Genomic DNA, 15,673 nt, shown 5'->3' with positions numbered 1-15,673 from the left:
ACCGCCCACGGCGGGGGCCGGCGGCCGGGCCGTACCACGTCGGATGGTGCCTTGGGGCAGGGCGCGCCTTGGGGCAGAGCGCGCCCGTCGTCAGGGCGCGCCCGTCGTCAGGTCACGCTGCATGAGGTGGGTGTCGATCCAGCGTCCGTGCTTGTGCCCGACACCGGCCAGCCGGCCCGCCGGGGTGAAGCCGAAGCGCCGGTGCAGGGCGGCCGAGGCGTCGCTGCCGGTGTCGGCGATGACCGCGACGACCTGCCGTACGCCCGCCGTGGCGCACCGTGCGAGCAGGGCGTCGAGCAGTGCGGCGCCGAGTCCCGCGCCGGTCCGCCCGGGGGCGAGGTAGATGCTGTCCTCGACGGTGTGGCGGTACGCGGGTTTGGGGCGCCAGGGGCCGGCGTAGGCGTATCCGGCGACCGTAAGGCCGGTGTCCTCGGGGACCTCGGCGACCAGGAACGGCAGCCCCCGGCCGGTCAGCTCCGTCAGCCGCCGCGCCCAGTCGTCGTCGGTGGGCGGGATCTCCTCGAAGGTGGCGACGGTCTCGGTGACGTAGTGGGTGTAGATCGCGGCGACGGCGCCCAGGTCGGCGTGAGTGGCGTCACGTATGACGGCTGCGGAGGCGTTCACGGACCCACCTTACGGTCGGCCTCCTTGGGCGATAGCGAAGCGGAATCGGGCAACGGGACGGCGGTCGGAGACTTCCGGCTCGTCACAGCACACGCCTCCCCCGCTCAAAGCCATCATCCGGAACGTACTATCGTCGGCCGTCCGCCCCGACCGACAAAAACCACCGTCCCTGCGGGCCCGTCCCCAGGGACCCTCTGGAGCTCCCGTGACCGCCACCCCGACGATCACCGACTCCCCGATCCACCGGGCCCGCGCCTTCGTGCTGCGCCGACCGACCCTCATGGCGGCGGTGTTCTGTCTGCTCTCCTTCACCGGGTTCTGGATCGCCCAGCGCGCCGCCCAGGTGTCGATGGTCGATCTGCTGGTCTACCGCGCCGAGGGATGGACCGTACGCCATGCGGCGGATCTGTACGACATGCGGGCGACGCAGCACCATCTCCCCAATACCTATCCGCCGTTCGCGGCCCTGGTCTTCACCCCGCTGACCCTGATGGGCACGGGCGTCCTGCTGACCCTCGGGACGGCCGTCAACCTCGTCCTGATGGTCGCCGTGGCCCATCTGTCGCTGCGGCTGACCGGTCTGCCGGCCCGGGTGCCGCGACCGGCCGCCGTGCTGGTCCTGGCCGGCGTCGGGGTGTGGTGCGAGCCGGTGTGGACGACCCTGCGCTACGGGCAGATCAACCTGCTGGTCGCGGCGCTGGTGCTGTGGGATCTGACCCGCCGGACGGGGCACCGCTGGGCGGGCGTCGGCACGGGTGTCGCCACCGGGATCAAGCTGACCCCGGGGCTGTTCGTGGTCTTCCTGGGGCTCGCCGGGGTGATCCTCGGCCTTGGGCGGCTGCGGGCGGCCAGGGCGTCCCGGAGCCGAGGCGGCCCCCAGAAGGCCGGCCCGCCGGGGCGCGGTGTGGGGAACGACCACCTGCGGCGCGCGACCGTCGCGACCACCGCCTTCGTCCTTACGGTCGCGTTCTCGGCGCTGGCGCTGCCGCATGACTCCCGGCGCTTCTGGACCGAGATCGTCTTCGCGACCGACCGACCCGGCGATGTCGAGGGCGCGGGCAACCAGAACCTCAAAGGCGCTCTCGCCCGCCTGCTGCACACCCCCGACCCGGGCATGTGGTGGCTCGTGGCGGCCGCGCTGGTCGGCTGTGTGGGGCTCGCCACGGCGGTCGCCGCCCAGCTGACCGACGACAGCCGCCTTCCGCACGCCCGCGCCTGGGCCGCCCTGACCTGCGCCGTGACCGCCCTTATGGTGAGCCCGATCTCCTGGTCGCACCACTGGGTCTGGGCCGTCCCGATGGTGTCGCTGCTCGCGGTGGAGGCGGTGCGGCGGCGGACGGCGGGGTGGACGGCGTGGACGGTGGTGACCGGGCTGCTGTTCTGCTCCTTCATGGTCTGGTACGCGCCCCACAGCCGGCCGGCCCGGGTGGAGCTCCACCAGAACGCCGGCCAGATGCTCCTCACCGCCGTCTATCCGCTGATCGCCATCGCCTTCCTGAGCGTGGCCGGGTATCTGACCCTGCGCGCCGTAAGGCGGCCACGGGAGGAGGCCGGGCCCGTACGACAGGTGGTCACCACCGGTGCGGGCACGCCGGAGCGGAGCTACGTGCGCGGATAGGCGGAGTGCGTACGCGGGCAGGCGGAGCTACGCGCGCGGGTAGCGGGTGAGCCAGGCCGGGGAGGAGCCGCCGGGGCCGTGGAGGGCGGGGCCCTGGGTCATCTCCATGGCGAAGTCGTCGGCCAGCTCCAGGATGGTGCCGCGCCCCTCCACCTCCGCCAGCCAGGCGGGCGGCAGCGCCGTCTCGCCGTGCAGCGCGCCCAGCAGATTGCCGCAGATGGCCGCCGTGGAGTCGCTGTCCCCGCCGTGGTTGACCGCGAGCAGCAGCCCATGGCGGACGTCCTCGGCGACCAGGGCGCAGTACAGGCCCACCGCCAGGGCCTCCTCGCCGGTCCAGCCCTCGCCCAGGGACGCGATGCGCTCGGGGGTCGGCAGACCCTGCCGTACGGCGCCGAGGGCGTGCCGGAGCGCGTTCGTGGTCTCCTCGTGGCCGGGGCGGGTGGCCAGATGGGCGAGGGCGCGCTGGACGGCCCCGTCCAGCGCCTCGCCGCGCGCCAGGCCGTGCACGATGAGGGCGAAGGCGCCGGCCGAGAGGTAGCCGGTGGGGTGGCCGTGGGTCTGGGCCGCGCACTCGATGGCCAGTTGGAAGACCAGCTGCGGCTCCCAGCCCACCAGCAGGCCGAAGGGCGCGGAGCGCATCACGGCGCCGCATCCCTTGGAGTCGGGGTTCTTGGGCGCCTCCAGGGTGCCCATGGTCTCGTCGGCGAGCCCGGTGATACAGGCCCGGCCCGGGGAGCGCTGGGCGTACAGCCACTCCTCGCGGGCCAGCCAGCCGGCGTCCTTACGGCGCTCATCGGGGCCCCAGTCGCGCTGGGTGGAGTACCAGCGGCGGTGCGCGGAGTGGATGTCGGTGGGCGGATGCCAGGCCCCGGTGTCGCGGCGCACCTGCGCCCGGATCAGTCCGTCCACGGTGAACAGCGTCATCTGGGTGTCGTCGGTGACCCGTCCGCGTCCGCCATAGGCGGGCAGGAAGTCCGTCACGCCCTCGGGTCCGTGCGCCGCCCTGATCTCGTCCAGCGAGGCGAACTCCACGGCCGCCCCCAGCGCGTCCCCGATGGCTCCGCCGAGCAGACAGCCGCGCACCCGGCTGCGGAAGTCCTGCTGTTCGGCGCGGCCCCATACGCCGGTCGCTGCGCTGGCGGTTGCGGTCACGACCTATGCCCCTTTTCTCCGCTGCTGTGATTGGCCCTGGACTGCCCTGGAGACTGTAATGGACACACAAAGATCGCCTCTGGGATCGCCGCCGATTGTGAAGGCGTCATCACGGGGAAGACGGCGGAGTGTCGCATTCCGGGCGTGCGGAATCCCCGCACCGGATGCCGACGGCGTCCTGGGCGTTGTCCGGGCCGGGGCGCGGCCCGCCGCGGTCAGTCCTCCAGCACCGGGAGCAGCTCCGGCAGATGGCCGTCCGAGGCGAGGGCGGCGGCCTGGCGGTCCTCGGCGACGGGGCCGTAGGTGGTGGTGCGGGGGCGGGCAGGACGGCCGGCCAGCTCGGCGATGCCCACGAGGTCCTGGATGGAGCGGTAGGAGCCGTAGGAGGAGCCCGCCATGCGGGAGATGGTCTCCTCCATCAGGGTGCCGCCCAGGTCATTGGCGCCGGAGCGGAGCATCTCCGCCGCGCCCTCCGTGCCCAGCTTCACCCAGCTCGTCTGGATATTGGGGATATGCGGGTGGAGCAGGATCCTCGCCATGGCCGTGACGGCGCGGTTGTCGCGGACGGTGGGGCCGGGGCGGGCGATTCCGGCGAGGTAGACGGGGGCGTTGGTGTGGATGAAGGGAAGGGTGACGAATTCGGTGAAACCGCCCGTCTCCTGCTGGATCTCGGCCAGCAGCCGCAGATGGGCCAGCCAGTGGCGGGGCTGGTCCACATGGCCGTACATCATCGTGGACGAGGACCGGATGCCCAGCTCGTGCGCCGTTTTGATGACCTCCACCCAGGTGGCCGTCGGCAGCTTGCCCTTGGTGAGGACCCAGCGCACCTCGTCGTCCAGGATCTCGGCCGCCGTGCCGGGGATGGTGTCGAGGCCCGCCTCGCGCGCCGCCGCCAGCCATTCGCGGATGGACATCCCGGTGCGGCTCGCGCCGTTGACGACCTCCATCGGGGAGAAGGCGTGGACGTGCATCCCGGGTACGCGCTCCTTGACCGCGCGGGCGATGTCGAAGTACGCGGTGCCGGGCAGATCGGGGTGGATGCCGCCCTGCATGCAGACCTCCACCGCGCCCACGTCCCACGCCTGCTGGGCGCGGTCGGCGACCTGCTCCAGGGAGAGGGTGTAGGCGTCGGCGTCCGTACGGCGCTGGGCGAAGGCGCAGAAGCGGCAGCCGGTGTAGCAGACGTTGGTGAAGTTGATGTTCCGGGTGACGATGTAGGTGACGTCGTCGCCGACCGTCGCCCGGCGCAGGTCGTCGGCGACGCGGCACAGGGCGTCCAGCGCCGGGCCGTCGGCGTGCAGCAGGGCCAGCGCCTCGGGGTCGGTCAGCCGGGTGGGATCGTCCGCGGCCCGTGAGAGGGCGGCCTTGACGTCGGCGTCGATCCGGGACGGCGCCATCCCCGGGGCCGCGGCCTCGCGCAGCGCCTCCCAGTCCCCGTAGACCTCGTCGAAGTCCTTACGGCGGTCGCCGGTGCGGCCCTCGGTGTCGATGGTGCGGTGCAGATCGGTGCGGCCAAAGGCGCCGAACGCCTCATCCGGCTCCTGCCAGGGCAGTCCCGCGGGGATCGCGTCCTCGCGGGCCAGACCGGTCTCCGGGTCGGCCAGGGCGGTCACATGCGGCAGCAGCCGGGGGTCCAGCCAGGGCTCGCCGCGCCGGATGTACTCGGGGTAGACCGCGAGCCGTTCGCGCAGCCGGAAGCCGGCGGCGGCGGAGCGCTCGGCCAGCTCGTCCACCTGGGGCCAGGGGCGCTCGGGGTTGACGTGGTCCGGGGTCAGCGGTGAGACGCCGCCCCAGTCGTCGATCCCGGCGCCGATCAGCTGCTCGTACTCCGCGTCGACCAGGTTGGGCGGCGCCTGGATGCAGGCGGACGGGCCCAGGATGTGGCGGGCGACGGCGACGGTGGCGACCAGGTCGTCCAGCTCCGCGTCCGGCATCCCCCGCATGGCGGTGTCCGGCTTGGCGCGGAAGTTCTGGATGATCACTTCCTGGATGCCGTGGTACGAGCGGGCGACACGGCGCAGCGCGAACAGCGAATCCGCCCGCTCCTCATGCGTCTCGCCGATCCCGATCAGCAGCCCGCTGGTGAAGGGGACCGAGCTGCGCCCGGCGTCCTCCAGCACGCGCAGCCGCACCGCCGGCTCCTTGTCGGGCGAGCCGTAGTGGGGGCCGCCGGGCTCGCTCCACAGCCGCTCGGCGGTGGTCTCCAGCATCATGCCCATGGACGGCGCGACCGGCTTCAGCCGCTGGAAGTCGGTCCAGGTCAGGGCGCCGGGGTTGAGGTGGGGCAGCAGGCCGGTCTCCTCCAAAATGCGGATCGCCATGGCCCGTACGTACGCGATGGTGTCGTCGTACCCCTCGGCCTCCAGCCAGGCGCGCGCCTCGGGCCAGCGGTCCTCGGGGCGGTCGCCGAGCGTGATCAGCGCTTCCTTGCAGCCCATTTCGGCGCCCCGGCGGGCGATGGCGAGGACCTCGTCGGGCGACATGAACATCCCGTGGCCCGCGCGGCGCAGCTTGCCGGGGACGGTCGCGAAGGTGCAGTAGTGGCACTTGTCCCGGCACAGCCGGGTGAGCGGGATGAAGACACTGCGCGAGTAGGTGATGACCCCGGGGCGGCCGGCGGCCTCCAGGCCCGCGTCGCGGACCCGGGCGGCGGAGGCCATCAGATCCTTCAGATCGTCACCGCGCGCCTGGAGCAGCACCGCCGCCTCGGCGGTGTCCAGCGCCACGCCCTCGCGGGCGCGCTTGAGCGCACGGCGCATCGCGTTGGCTGTGGGGGCGGCGGAGCCAGTCGGGGCGTCCGGTTCGTTTCCCTGCGCGCTCGTGGTCATCCTCCGAGCATACGAGCGGTGCGGGACACCGCCAGACGGCCTGGGCCTGCGGTTTTGTGGGTCTGATCACGGCGGGTCGGGGCCGGGTCCGGGAATACGGAACGGTGACGTGCGCGGGGCGCGCGCACCGGGCGTCGTCGGCCGCTGTCCGGACGGCACGTGGACGGGACTTGGCGGGGACACGGACGAGTGCACGCCACGGGGGCGCGGGGGTGACGGGAGCGGTGCGGACCCGTACGTTCCCTCGCCGCCATGGAGTTATCCACAGGGCTTTCCGCGCGTGTCACTCACGCGTACAACGGTGTCACGCGGGTGTCGGACGGCACTCTCGACTCTGGGGGGCACCTCATGCAGCGACGCGATGTACTCAGGCTCTCCGCGCTTGCGGGCGCGGCCGGTGTGCTGACACTCGATCCCATGACCTTCACCCAGGCCGACGCGGCCGGCGCGGGAGACGCCCGTGAGCAGACGAAGACCCTCAGCGGTCATCTGCCCACCGGCGCGCCGGACTTCGTCTACGTGCCGGTCGAGGTGCCGGGCGGGGTCCGCGAGATCGCCGTGTCGTACACCTACGACAAGCCGAGCGTCCCGGCCGGCACGCAGGGAAACGCATGCGATATCGGCATCTTCGACGAGCGCGGCACGGAGCTGGGCGGGCGCGGCTTCCGCGGCTGGTCCGGCGGCGCCCGCACGGAGTTCGCCATCAGCGCCGAGGAGGCGACGCCCGGCTATCTGGCGGGGCCGGTGCACGCGGGCACCTGGCATGTGGTGCTGGGGCCGTACACGGTCGCCCCGCAGGGCCTGGACTACGAGGTCACCGTCACGCTGCGGTACGGGGAGCCCGGCACCACCCCGAAGCCGGTCCACCCGCCGCAGCGGGCCAAGGGCCGGGGCCGCGCCTGGTACCGGGGCGACTCACATCTGCACACCGTGCACTCCGACGGCAAGCGCACCCCGGCCGAGCTGGTCGCCGCCGCCCGCGCCGCGGGGCTGGACTTCATCACCACCACCGAGCACAACACCACCTCCTCGCATGGCGCGTTCGACGGCCTGTGGGGCGATGACCTGCTGATCCTCACCGGCGAGGAGATCACCACGCGCAATGGCCACGTGGTCGCCCTCGGCACCGACCCCGGCGTCTTCATCGACTGGCGCTACCGCGCCCGGGACAACCGCTTCGGCCAGTTCGCCCGCAAGATCCGGCAGGCCGGCGGTCTGGTGATCCCGGCGCATCCGCACGGCACCTGTGTCGGCTGCAACTGGAAGTTCGGTTTCAACGAGGCCGACGCGGTCGAGGTGTGGAACGCGGACTTCACCCCGGACGACGAGATCACGGTCTCCGAGTGGGACAACACCCTGGTCGCCGCCTCCCGCGGCGAGGGCCGCTGGCTCCCCGCCGTGGGCCACAGCGACGCCCACCGCGAACCCCAGGTCGTGGGCCTGCCGCAGACGGTGGTGCTCGCCGACGACCTCTCCCGCACCGCCCTCCAGGAGGGCATCCGGGCCGGCCGGTGCTGGATCGCGGAGTCCTCGAAGATCGACCTCACCTTTGAGGCGGTCGGCGGCCGCGGCAAGCACGCGGGCATCGGTGAGCGCCTCCAGGTCGGCCGCACGGAGGAGGTGACGGTCCGGCTGAAGGTCTCCGGGGTGGGCCCATCCTGCTCGGTGCGGTTCCTCACCGACCAGGGCCAGCTGTACGGCACGGCGGTCCCCGACTCCGGGACGGTCACGGCCGAATGGCGCACGACGGCGTCCTACGCGGCGTACGTCCGCGCCGAGGTGCGCCACGCCCCGGCGGACGGCGGCGCCTCGGGCATACCGGGCCCGATGGCGGCGATGACGAACCCGATCTGGCTGGGCGAGCGCTGACACCAGTTTTAGTATCAAACGCGACCATATCGAGTGAACGGGTGGCTGTAATGTGACCCCATGGCCGCCGAGCTCCCGCACCGCACCACCACCCCGCGCGCGACCGACCGCCCCGGGGACGCGTCGCCCTTCGCCCTCGGCCTGCTGCTGCGCCGGGCGCACTGGCGCGCGGCCGCGATACTGACGGAGGCGCTCCGGCCGCTCGGCGTCGAGCTGCGGCATTTCGCCGTGCTGATCGAGCTGGTCAACCACGGACCCACGGTGCAGCGGGACTTGGCGACGGCGACCGGGTCGGACAAGGCGGGCATCATGCGCGTCGTGGACGACCTGGAGCGCAAGGGGCTGGCCGTGCGCAAGGCCGTTCCGGGGGACCGCCGGGCGCGGGCGGTGGAGATCACGCCACAGGGGCTAGAGCTGTTCGACGCGGCCCACGCGGCGGCGGAGCCGCTGGCCGAGCGCCTGGTCGCCGGCCTGGGACCCGGCGAGCCCGAGCAGCTGACGGATCTGCTGACCCGAGTGGCGCACCCCTCGGACAGCGAGGCGTAAGCACGCCCGCGGCATCCGCACGGCCGCACCTCTCCCCGCCTCGCCCTGCTCGCGGCCCACGTGTCGCGAAAAGTAGTATCGAGTGATACTGTATCACTCGCAACAAAGAAAGGCGCACGAACGGATTGGACGGATAACGCGAAAGCGGATGGAGAGGCAGGCGGACATGGACGTCTACGAGGCGGTCACGAGCCGACGAGCGGTGCGCGGATTTACGGACCATCCCGTCCCGAGGCAGGTACTGGAGCGCGTCCTGTCCGCCGCGGCGTGGTCGCCGTCCGGATCGAACCTCCAGCCGTGGCACACCTACGTGCTGACCGGTGAGCCACTGGCCGAACTCAAGAAGCGCGCCGGTGAGCGCGTGACCGCGGGCGACCCCTGGGACGAGCGGGAGTACGAGATGTACCCGCCCGTGCTGAAGTCCCCGTACCGCGAGCGCCGCTCCGCCTTCGGCGATCAGCGCTACGGAGCCCTCGGCATCGCGCGTGAGGACTGGGAGGCACGCCAGAGGGCCACCGCCGCGAACTGGGACTGCTTCGGCGCGCCCGCCGCCCTGTTCTGCTACATCCACCGCGACATGGGCTCACCCCAATGGGCCGACGTCGGCATGTATCTACAGACCGTCATGCTGCTGCTCCGCGCCGAAGGACTGCACAGCTGCGCACAGATGGCATGGTCGGTGTATCGGACGACCGTCGCGGAGGTCCTGTCACCGCCGGACGACCTGATCCTCTTCTGCGGTATGTCGATCGGATTCGAGGACGCCACGGTGAAGGACGCCCGCACCGGCCGGGCGCCGCTCGACGAGACGGTCACGTTCGTCGACAGCTAGCGCCCGCCCCCCGATCACCCGCGGCCGATCCCCTCGCGCCAAGCCGCGTCCGCCGCGCACGGCCCACTCAGCCGGCGGTTCATATACCGCATTACGGACATACTTCATGAGTCCAACCCCGACGAAAGGGATGTCATGAAGTTCGCGGTCATCGGCGGCACCGGGCTGATCGGGTCGCAGGTCGTCAAGAATCTGAACGCCGCCGGGCACGAGGCGGTCCCGCACTCGCAGTCCACCGGAGTCGACGTCATCAGCGGCCAGGGCGTGGCGGAGGCGGTGGCGGGCGCCGACGTCGTCGTCAACCTGACGAACTCCCCGACCTTCGACGAAGCCTCCCTGGCCTTCTTCCGGACCTCGATGGACAACCTTCTGGCCGCGGCTCAGAAGGGCGGCGTCGGCCACTTCGTCATCCTCTCCATCGTCGGCGTGGACCAGGTGCCGGAGCTGGACTACTACCGGGCCAAGGCGCTCCAGGAGGAGATCCTCGCGGCCGGTCCGATCCCCTACTCGATCGTCCGGGCGACGCAGTTCATGGAGTTCATGGACGCCGTCCTGTCCTGGACCTCCGACGGCGACACCGTCCGGCTGCCCGCCACACCGATCCAGCCGATCGCCGCCAAGGACGTGGCCGCCGCGGTGGCCGACGTCGCCGCGGGCGCCCCACTGAGGGGCATCCGCAACATCGCGGGACCCGAGGTCTTCACCCTGGACGAGCTGGGTCGGATCACCCTGTCCCACAAGGGCGACAACCGCACCGTCGTCACCGACCCCACCGCCGGCATGTTCGCCGCCGTCAAGGGCGGCGTCCTCACCGACACGGGCGCCCACCTCGCCCCCACCCGCTACGCCGACTGGCTCGCGTAACGCACCGCCGACCACGAAACCGCCCACCCGCCCCTCGACACGGAACCGGGCCATGGGCGGTTTGCGGTCTCAACCTGTACCGGCTTCGAGCGCGAACGGTGGCCCGGGAGCGCGCCTACCAGCCGTGCTCGGTGAAGCTCGTCGCGCCTTCCAGGTAGCCGTGCAGTCCGGCGGCCGGGTACTCGATGATGTCCTCGGGCAGGTCGTGCACCGGGAACCACCGCAGCGCGAGGCACTTCGCCGGTTCCCGGTTCTCCGGCTCACCCATCCACTGCGTCGCCTCGAAAAACAGTCCCAGCCGGGTCACCTCTTCCGACTGCCTGTGGTGCACCGTGTGCACCAGACGCAGGTGATCCGGGTCAACCGTCACGCCGGTTTCCTCCAGCATCTCCCGGGCGGCCCCCTCCCTCACACTCTCGCCATGTTCGAGCTTTCCGGAGGGAGCATGCCATCGGCCGTATCCATAGGGGCCGCCGCGCTGAGACAGAAGGATTTTCTCGCCGGCACGCAGGATGACATGTGTGTCGATGACAGGGGCCGCTGGGTTCATCGGGTCACCAGGGATCGTCGGGTATGGGGTGGAGTGTGAGGCTACCGGTGTGATGAGGGAGAGCGTGGGTGATCCGGTCGGCCACCGCCGGGGGTTGCAGGTGGGTGGTGTCCACTTCCAGCACGTGGACGCCCATGCCGCGTAGGGTCTCGGCCGCTTCGGCGTACAACTGCACCTCGCGAGTGGGCGCGTGGAAGCGGTGCCGGGCTCCGCGGGCGGCCAAACGACTGGTGATGACACTCGGCTCGGCCGTGAGGATGACGGCCAGGTCAGGCAGAAGGACGCCGGTATTCACCGCGAGCAGATACGGCTCCGGCACCCCGTCGAGGCGCTGCAGAACAAGGGTGGAAGCGAGGTAGCGGTCACAGAGCACGGTCTTGCCGGCGTCCAGAGACGGCTGGATCTCGGCGTCGATGTGCTCCCAGCGGTTGGCGGCGACGAGGCATGCGAGGGCCCGGCCGCCAAGCTCGTTGGCGTGAGCGCGGGTGAAAGCTCCCAGCGGGCTGGTGGAGGGTTCCGCCGTGGCCAGGACATCCGTCCCTCGGACGCGCATCCGGTCGGCGAGAACGCCGAGCGTGGTCGACTTCCCGACGGCGCCGGGTCCGTCGAGGGTGACAAAGGTGCCTCGCTTCGGGATCACGCCGCGGCTCCGTTCGTTGTGCGGGCGTGCTGCTCGCGAGTGACCTCGGCGAGCGCGGTGCGCAGCTCCGCAAGCGGGACGGCTCCGAACTGGATGCCGACGGAGAAGTTGAACTCGTCACGCGCGAGCATGCCCTCGTCGATGCCGTCACGGGTCAGGTCAACGTCGGAGTAGGCGAGCAGCTTGTCCGGGTCGTGACCGGAGGCGACGAGCGCCGCCCAGATCGGTGTACCTGGGTAGGGGCGAAACTCGAACGCGGAGGCCCGGAAGTTGCCGGGCTGTCGGTCGGCAAGCTTCCATAAGTTGCGGATGTGCCGCATCGTCGCTCGGAGGTCGTCGCGTTCCTCTCCGGGGTAGCCGAAGATGAAGTAACCCTTTACATGGATACCTCGCGCGAGAAGCCGACGGGTGACGTCTTCGGTCATCGTCGCTGTGATGCGTTTGTCCATGGCCATGAGGACGCGGTCACTGCCGGACTCGATGCCGAGTGCGACTTCTCGGAGCCCGCAGCGCTTGAGGGTGTCGAGCATGTCGTCGTCGGCGCGGTGCAGGACATTGATCCGCCCCGTGGCATCCCATACGAAACGGTCACCGACGCCGTGGCGGGCAAAAGCGGCCATCTGTGGCCGGATGACCCGAGCAGCACCGAGGAACAGGTCATCGACGAACCGGAACGCGCTTACTCCGTAGGCTGCGTGCAAGGCCTGTAGCTCGGCGACGATGCCCTCCGGCGCTCGTGAACGAATCTTCACCTCCGGGTTGGCGGAAACGGCTGCCCCGCAGAAGCCGCAGTCGTAAGGGCATCCCCGGCTCCCGACCATGTTCGCCTCGCACAGGCCGTCGTTGGCCATGTACGGGTCCTGAGTCAGAAAGACGCGGTCGACCACCGGTAAGCCGTCGATATCGGGAGACAGCCACCGCGCGACTTGCCCCGGCGGGCACAAACCGGTGGCGTGGGTGCTGAGCAGCGGATCTCGCCACATGACGCCCGGGAGTTCGGCGCGACGTCGATGGTCGCCCAGCAGGGCGGCGACGCGGGTCTCACCTTCGCCGATGACCAGGGCCCACAGACGGCTCATGCGGGGGTCATCGAGGATGCGTCCGGGCATGGCCCGCGCGTGGTGTCCGCCCACCATCAGGGCGATGCCGGGATCCAGGGCGGCGGCGATCCGTGCCGACATCTCATAGGTGGGCGCCAGCAGATTCATTCCGACCCACCGCGGGCCGGCCGCGTTGACGATCCGGGCGGTCTCCTCGACGCCGAGACCGTGCGCCTCGCCGTCCAGTACTCCGACGTTGAAGCCGCCGACCTCACGGGCGTACGTGGCGATGTAGCCCAGGCCGAGAACCGGCAAGGTGTAGTTGTTCACCCGCGGCCGCATGGCGTAGTCGCGCAGCGGCGCGTTGACGAACACCGCGTCGAGCGCGCGGGTCGGATCAGCTCCGGCGATGAGGTCAGGTGCGGTGCGTGCTGCCTCCGGGTTGCCGGGTAATGCGGGCATGGCTCCCCCAAGCGAGTGTGAAGAGGGTCAGGGTGTGGAGCTCCGCGCGGTTGGGCGCCCAGCGGCGCCACAGGGCACCGAACTCACGCTCTGAGCCTGGCCAGTCAAGGCCAGGCGCGGCGCGGCGCGCCCAGGTGCGCACGGCAAGGTCGCTGTACGGATAGACGGCGTGGTCACCCGTGTAGTCAGCTGCCGCCGCCGAAGCGGTCCACGGGCCAATACGGGGTACCTCGTCAAGCGCTTTGACCAGATCATCGGGGTCAAGCCGACGCCAGGTCTCGCCATGCTTGAGGTAGGCACGAGCAGCGGCCCGCAGGGCAGTGCGGTGGAACAAGACGCCGGCCGCAGCGAACTGCTCGTCGTCCAGACCGAGAACTACATCCGGACCGGGCGTCAGGGCCACAGTCCCGGCGGATGTCTCCATGGTGCTGCCATATGCCGCGCACCAGCGCCGGTACACCGACCGCGCCTGCTGGGCCCGCACGACTTGGCGGAGGATAGCCGTCGTAATCGCGTCCCACAGAGACGGATTGGTCAGCCGTGTCACCGTGCCCAGACGCGCCAGTTCATCGACCAGGACGACGGCCTCGGGGTGAGGAGGCAGACCGGCTGCGGCCGTGCGGGCGATTGGCGGCGCCTCCGCCTTTGCCTCCGGATCCGCCACGTCGGTGCGGCGAAGGGTCAGGCCGACGCCCTCCTGCCAGTGGACCAGCCACCTGCCCTCCTGGTGTTGAACGACGCGCAGTGCGGCGCCTCCGGGCGCCTCGTGCCAGGCAGGGTGTTCGGTGATCACTGTGATAGTCGTCATGTGCTCGATTCCGGCTGGGACATGAGGTCTGCGCTGGATGATGGCAGGCTCCCGTGCCGCGTGACACGTGTTTGCGGCTCGCTCCACCGAAAGGCTGTATGGCCGGAGTCTGGGACCGTCCGCCATACGACTTCGGGAGACGTTCGCCAGACCGCTACAGCCCGCGGAACCGCGCCCAGACGCACTTGCCGCACCGGCGGGGGGTGTGGCCCCACGCGTTCGCCAGTTGCTCGATGACGTAGAGGCCGCGGCCGCCTTCCGCGTCGATGTCGACGACGCGGAGCCGGGGGAGTCTGTCACCATCCGGGTCCGTCACCTCGAGCACGATGTCCTGACCCTGCACCGAGACGCTGATCTCGATCTGGGCGAAGGTCACGCGGCAGTGCTTGATGGCGTTCGAGACCAGTTCGCCCGCCGACAGGATCACGTCGTCGGCGAGGCCGCCGCTCACGCCCCAGTCCGCGAGGCTCTTGCCCACCCGGGCCCGCGCTCCCGGCACGTTCCTTATGTGCTTGGCGATCCGGAAGGTGTCCCGTCGCGAGTCGTCCGTAACGGCCTTGGGCATGGCAGACCTACCCCCTGACTGTGCGTCAAGATTGCGCTCCGTAGCGGCGCATGCACAGAGGCTAGGCTGGCGACTCTCACTCACGCAACTCCCCTAGAGTGCACATGTGCACGAACCGCTCGACGCGAATCGTCACCCGACGTTCGTTCTTGGGGGCAGACTTGGGCTTGAGAGAGGGAGACAACGACATGCCCGCAGGTGGGAAGCCGACTGTGCGTAGCAGGCGGTTCGGCCGCAAGATGCAGCGCCACAGGATCAAGGCTGGCTTCGACCAGGCACAGGCTGCGGAGTTCATCTACGGATCGCGCTCCAAGATCAGCCGCATGGAAGACGGGATCACCACGGCCAAACCTGCTGAGGTTCTACTGCTCCTCGACCGGTACGGCGTCAGCGACGAGAAAGAGCGCGACCACCTCGTGTGGCTCGCCAAGAACAGCAACCATCGCGGATGGTGGCTGAACTTCCCGGAGCTTTCAGAGGGTTACCGAAACCACATTTCGCTTGAAGACGACGCCACGGCCATTTGCGAATGGCAGACGGTACTGGTGCCGGGCCTCCTGCAAACAGCGAGGTACGCGGAGTGCGTAACCATGGCCGGACCCGACTATGTGGCGCCCGATGTCGTGGCTCAGTTGGTGAAGGTGCGCGAAGGGAGACAAGCGAAGATCGGCGAAGGCGGGACCAGGTATGCGGCCGTTATCTGGGAGCCGGTGGTCATCAACTCGCTGGTCCCCGACGACATCTACCTCGGACAGCTGGAGCACCTTCTCGAGGTGGGGAAGCGGCAGAACGTTTCCCTTCAGGTCCTGCCCCTGTCAGCAGGGGTGAAGGCCGGAATGACGTACCCCTTTTCTTCGTTCTGCTTCGAGGATCAGCCGACCGTTGAGGCCGTCGCCATCGATAACCTCAGAGGCGCGTCCATCCTCGAAGGCGCCGAGGATCTCGCGGCTTACACCCGCGCTTTCGAACAGCTACGATCTGCCGCACTGGCACCGGATGCAAGCGCACGGCTGATCCGGCGCGTACTGCGGAGCAAAAAGGAAGCCACATCGTGACCCCTGAGGTTATAGGTCCCTACATCAAGTCGTCGTACTCGGGCCAGAACAACAACTGCCTGGAAATCGCGGCCACATCCGACGGCGGCCGCGCCGTGCGGGACAGCAAGAACCCCGACGGCCCCTCCCTCCGCTTCACCGGTACGGAATGGCACGCATTCCTCCGGGGCGTCGAGCGCGGGGTGTTCGACGACTAGCCGGGGCAGCGCAGACGCATGAC

At 70.3% G+C, this 15,673-nt stretch carries 15 protein-coding genes; 7 read left to right on the top strand and 8 right to left on the bottom strand.

Features of this window, described 5'->3' with window-relative positions:
• Positions 1–90: 90 nt before the first annotated feature.
• Positions 91–624: a GNAT family N-acetyltransferase gene (locus N6H00_RS23805; protein ID WP_268973863.1), complete on the bottom strand. Its 534-nt coding sequence runs from the start codon at positions 622–624 to the stop codon at positions 91–93.
• Positions 625–829: 205 nt separating this feature from the next.
• On the opposite strand from N6H00_RS23805, the gene N6H00_RS23800 reads away from it, so the two are divergent.
• Entirely contained in the window at positions 830–2,242 is a 1,413-nt protein-coding gene (locus N6H00_RS23800) for a glycosyltransferase 87 family protein (protein WP_268973862.1), read from the top strand.
• A 27-nt stretch (positions 2,243–2,269) separates the two neighbouring features.
• Here N6H00_RS23800 and N6H00_RS23795 read toward each other — a convergent pair whose 3' ends face one another.
• Positions 2,270–3,394, bottom strand: a complete 1,125-nt coding sequence (locus N6H00_RS23795; protein WP_268973861.1) for an ADP-ribosylglycohydrolase family protein — start codon at positions 3,392–3,394, stop codon at positions 2,270–2,272.
• A gap of 215 nt (positions 3,395–3,609) precedes the next feature.
• On the bottom strand, positions 3,610–6,222 hold the full coding sequence (locus N6H00_RS23790; protein ID WP_268973860.1) for a bifunctional FO biosynthesis protein CofGH: 2,613 nt from the start codon (positions 6,220–6,222) through the stop codon (positions 3,610–3,612).
• A 348-nt stretch (positions 6,223–6,570) separates the two neighbouring features.
• Between N6H00_RS23790 and N6H00_RS23785 the strand changes: the two genes are divergently transcribed.
• The 4 genes from N6H00_RS23785 (at position 6,571) to N6H00_RS23770 (ending at position 10,333) form a co-directional block, all read left to right on the top strand.
• Positions 6,571–8,091, top strand: coding sequence for a CehA/McbA family metallohydrolase (locus N6H00_RS23785; RefSeq protein WP_268973859.1), 1,521 nt, complete (start codon positions 6,571–6,573; stop codon positions 8,089–8,091).
• 60 nt (positions 8,092–8,151) lie between these two features.
• Positions 8,152–8,637, top strand: coding sequence for a MarR family winged helix-turn-helix transcriptional regulator (locus N6H00_RS23780; RefSeq protein ID WP_268973858.1), 486 nt, complete (start codon positions 8,152–8,154; stop codon positions 8,635–8,637).
• 166 nt (positions 8,638–8,803) lie between these two features.
• Positions 8,804–9,469: a nitroreductase gene (locus N6H00_RS23775; RefSeq protein WP_268977086.1), complete on the top strand. Its 666-nt coding sequence runs from the start codon at positions 8,804–8,806 to the stop codon at positions 9,467–9,469.
• 135 nt (positions 9,470–9,604) lie between these two features.
• Positions 9,605–10,333: an SDR family oxidoreductase gene (locus N6H00_RS23770; RefSeq protein ID WP_268973857.1), complete on the top strand. Its 729-nt coding sequence runs from the start codon at positions 9,605–9,607 to the stop codon at positions 10,331–10,333.
• 115 nt (positions 10,334–10,448) lie between these two features.
• Here the strand turns inward: N6H00_RS23770 and N6H00_RS23765 are convergent, their stop codons facing one another.
• The 5 genes from N6H00_RS23765 to N6H00_RS23745 form a co-directional block, all read right to left on the bottom strand.
• A complete protein-coding gene (locus tag N6H00_RS23765; protein WP_268973856.1) occupies positions 10,449–10,883 on the bottom strand; it encodes an NUDIX hydrolase in 435 nt (144 codons plus the stop codon).
• A 4-nt stretch (positions 10,884–10,887) separates the two neighbouring features.
• A complete protein-coding gene (locus N6H00_RS23760) occupies positions 10,888–11,523 on the bottom strand; it encodes a dTMP kinase (RefSeq protein WP_268973855.1) in 636 nt (211 codons plus the stop codon).
• Entirely contained in the window at positions 11,520–13,025 is a 1,506-nt protein-coding gene (locus N6H00_RS23755; RefSeq protein WP_268973854.1) for a B12-binding domain-containing radical SAM protein, read from the bottom strand. Before N6H00_RS23755 ends, N6H00_RS23760 begins: the two co-directional genes overlap by 4 nt.
• Positions 12,979–13,833 carry a hypothetical protein gene (locus tag N6H00_RS23750; protein WP_268973853.1) on the bottom strand — a complete coding sequence of 285 codons (855 nt, stop codon included), beginning with the start codon at positions 13,831–13,833 and terminating at the stop codon, positions 12,979–12,981. The genes N6H00_RS23755 and N6H00_RS23750 overlap by 47 nt, the downstream gene beginning before the upstream one ends.
• Before the next feature lie 154 nt (positions 13,834–13,987).
• A complete protein-coding gene (locus N6H00_RS23745) occupies positions 13,988–14,398 on the bottom strand; it encodes an ATP-binding protein (RefSeq protein WP_268973852.1) in 411 nt (136 codons plus the stop codon).
• Between the two features lie 188 nt (positions 14,399–14,586).
• On the opposite strand from N6H00_RS23745, the gene N6H00_RS23740 reads away from it, so the two are divergent.
• Both N6H00_RS23740 and N6H00_RS23735 read left to right on the top strand, forming a co-directional pair.
• A complete protein-coding gene (locus tag N6H00_RS23740; RefSeq protein WP_268973851.1) occupies positions 14,587–15,453 on the top strand; it encodes a helix-turn-helix domain-containing protein in 867 nt (288 codons plus the stop codon).
• Positions 15,450–15,650: a DUF397 domain-containing protein gene (locus tag N6H00_RS23735; RefSeq protein WP_268973850.1), complete on the top strand. Its 201-nt coding sequence runs from the start codon at positions 15,450–15,452 to the stop codon at positions 15,648–15,650. Before N6H00_RS23740 ends, N6H00_RS23735 begins: the two co-directional genes overlap by 4 nt.
• Positions 15,651–15,673 lie beyond the last annotated feature (23 nt).

The organism is Streptomyces sp. S465, assembly GCF_026898115.1.
Lineage (GTDB): Bacteria > Actinomycetota > Actinomycetes > Streptomycetales > Streptomycetaceae > Streptomyces > Streptomyces luomodiensis.
Note: the sequence above shows the minus strand (reverse complement) of the source record. Positions and strands in the feature narration are given on the sequence as shown.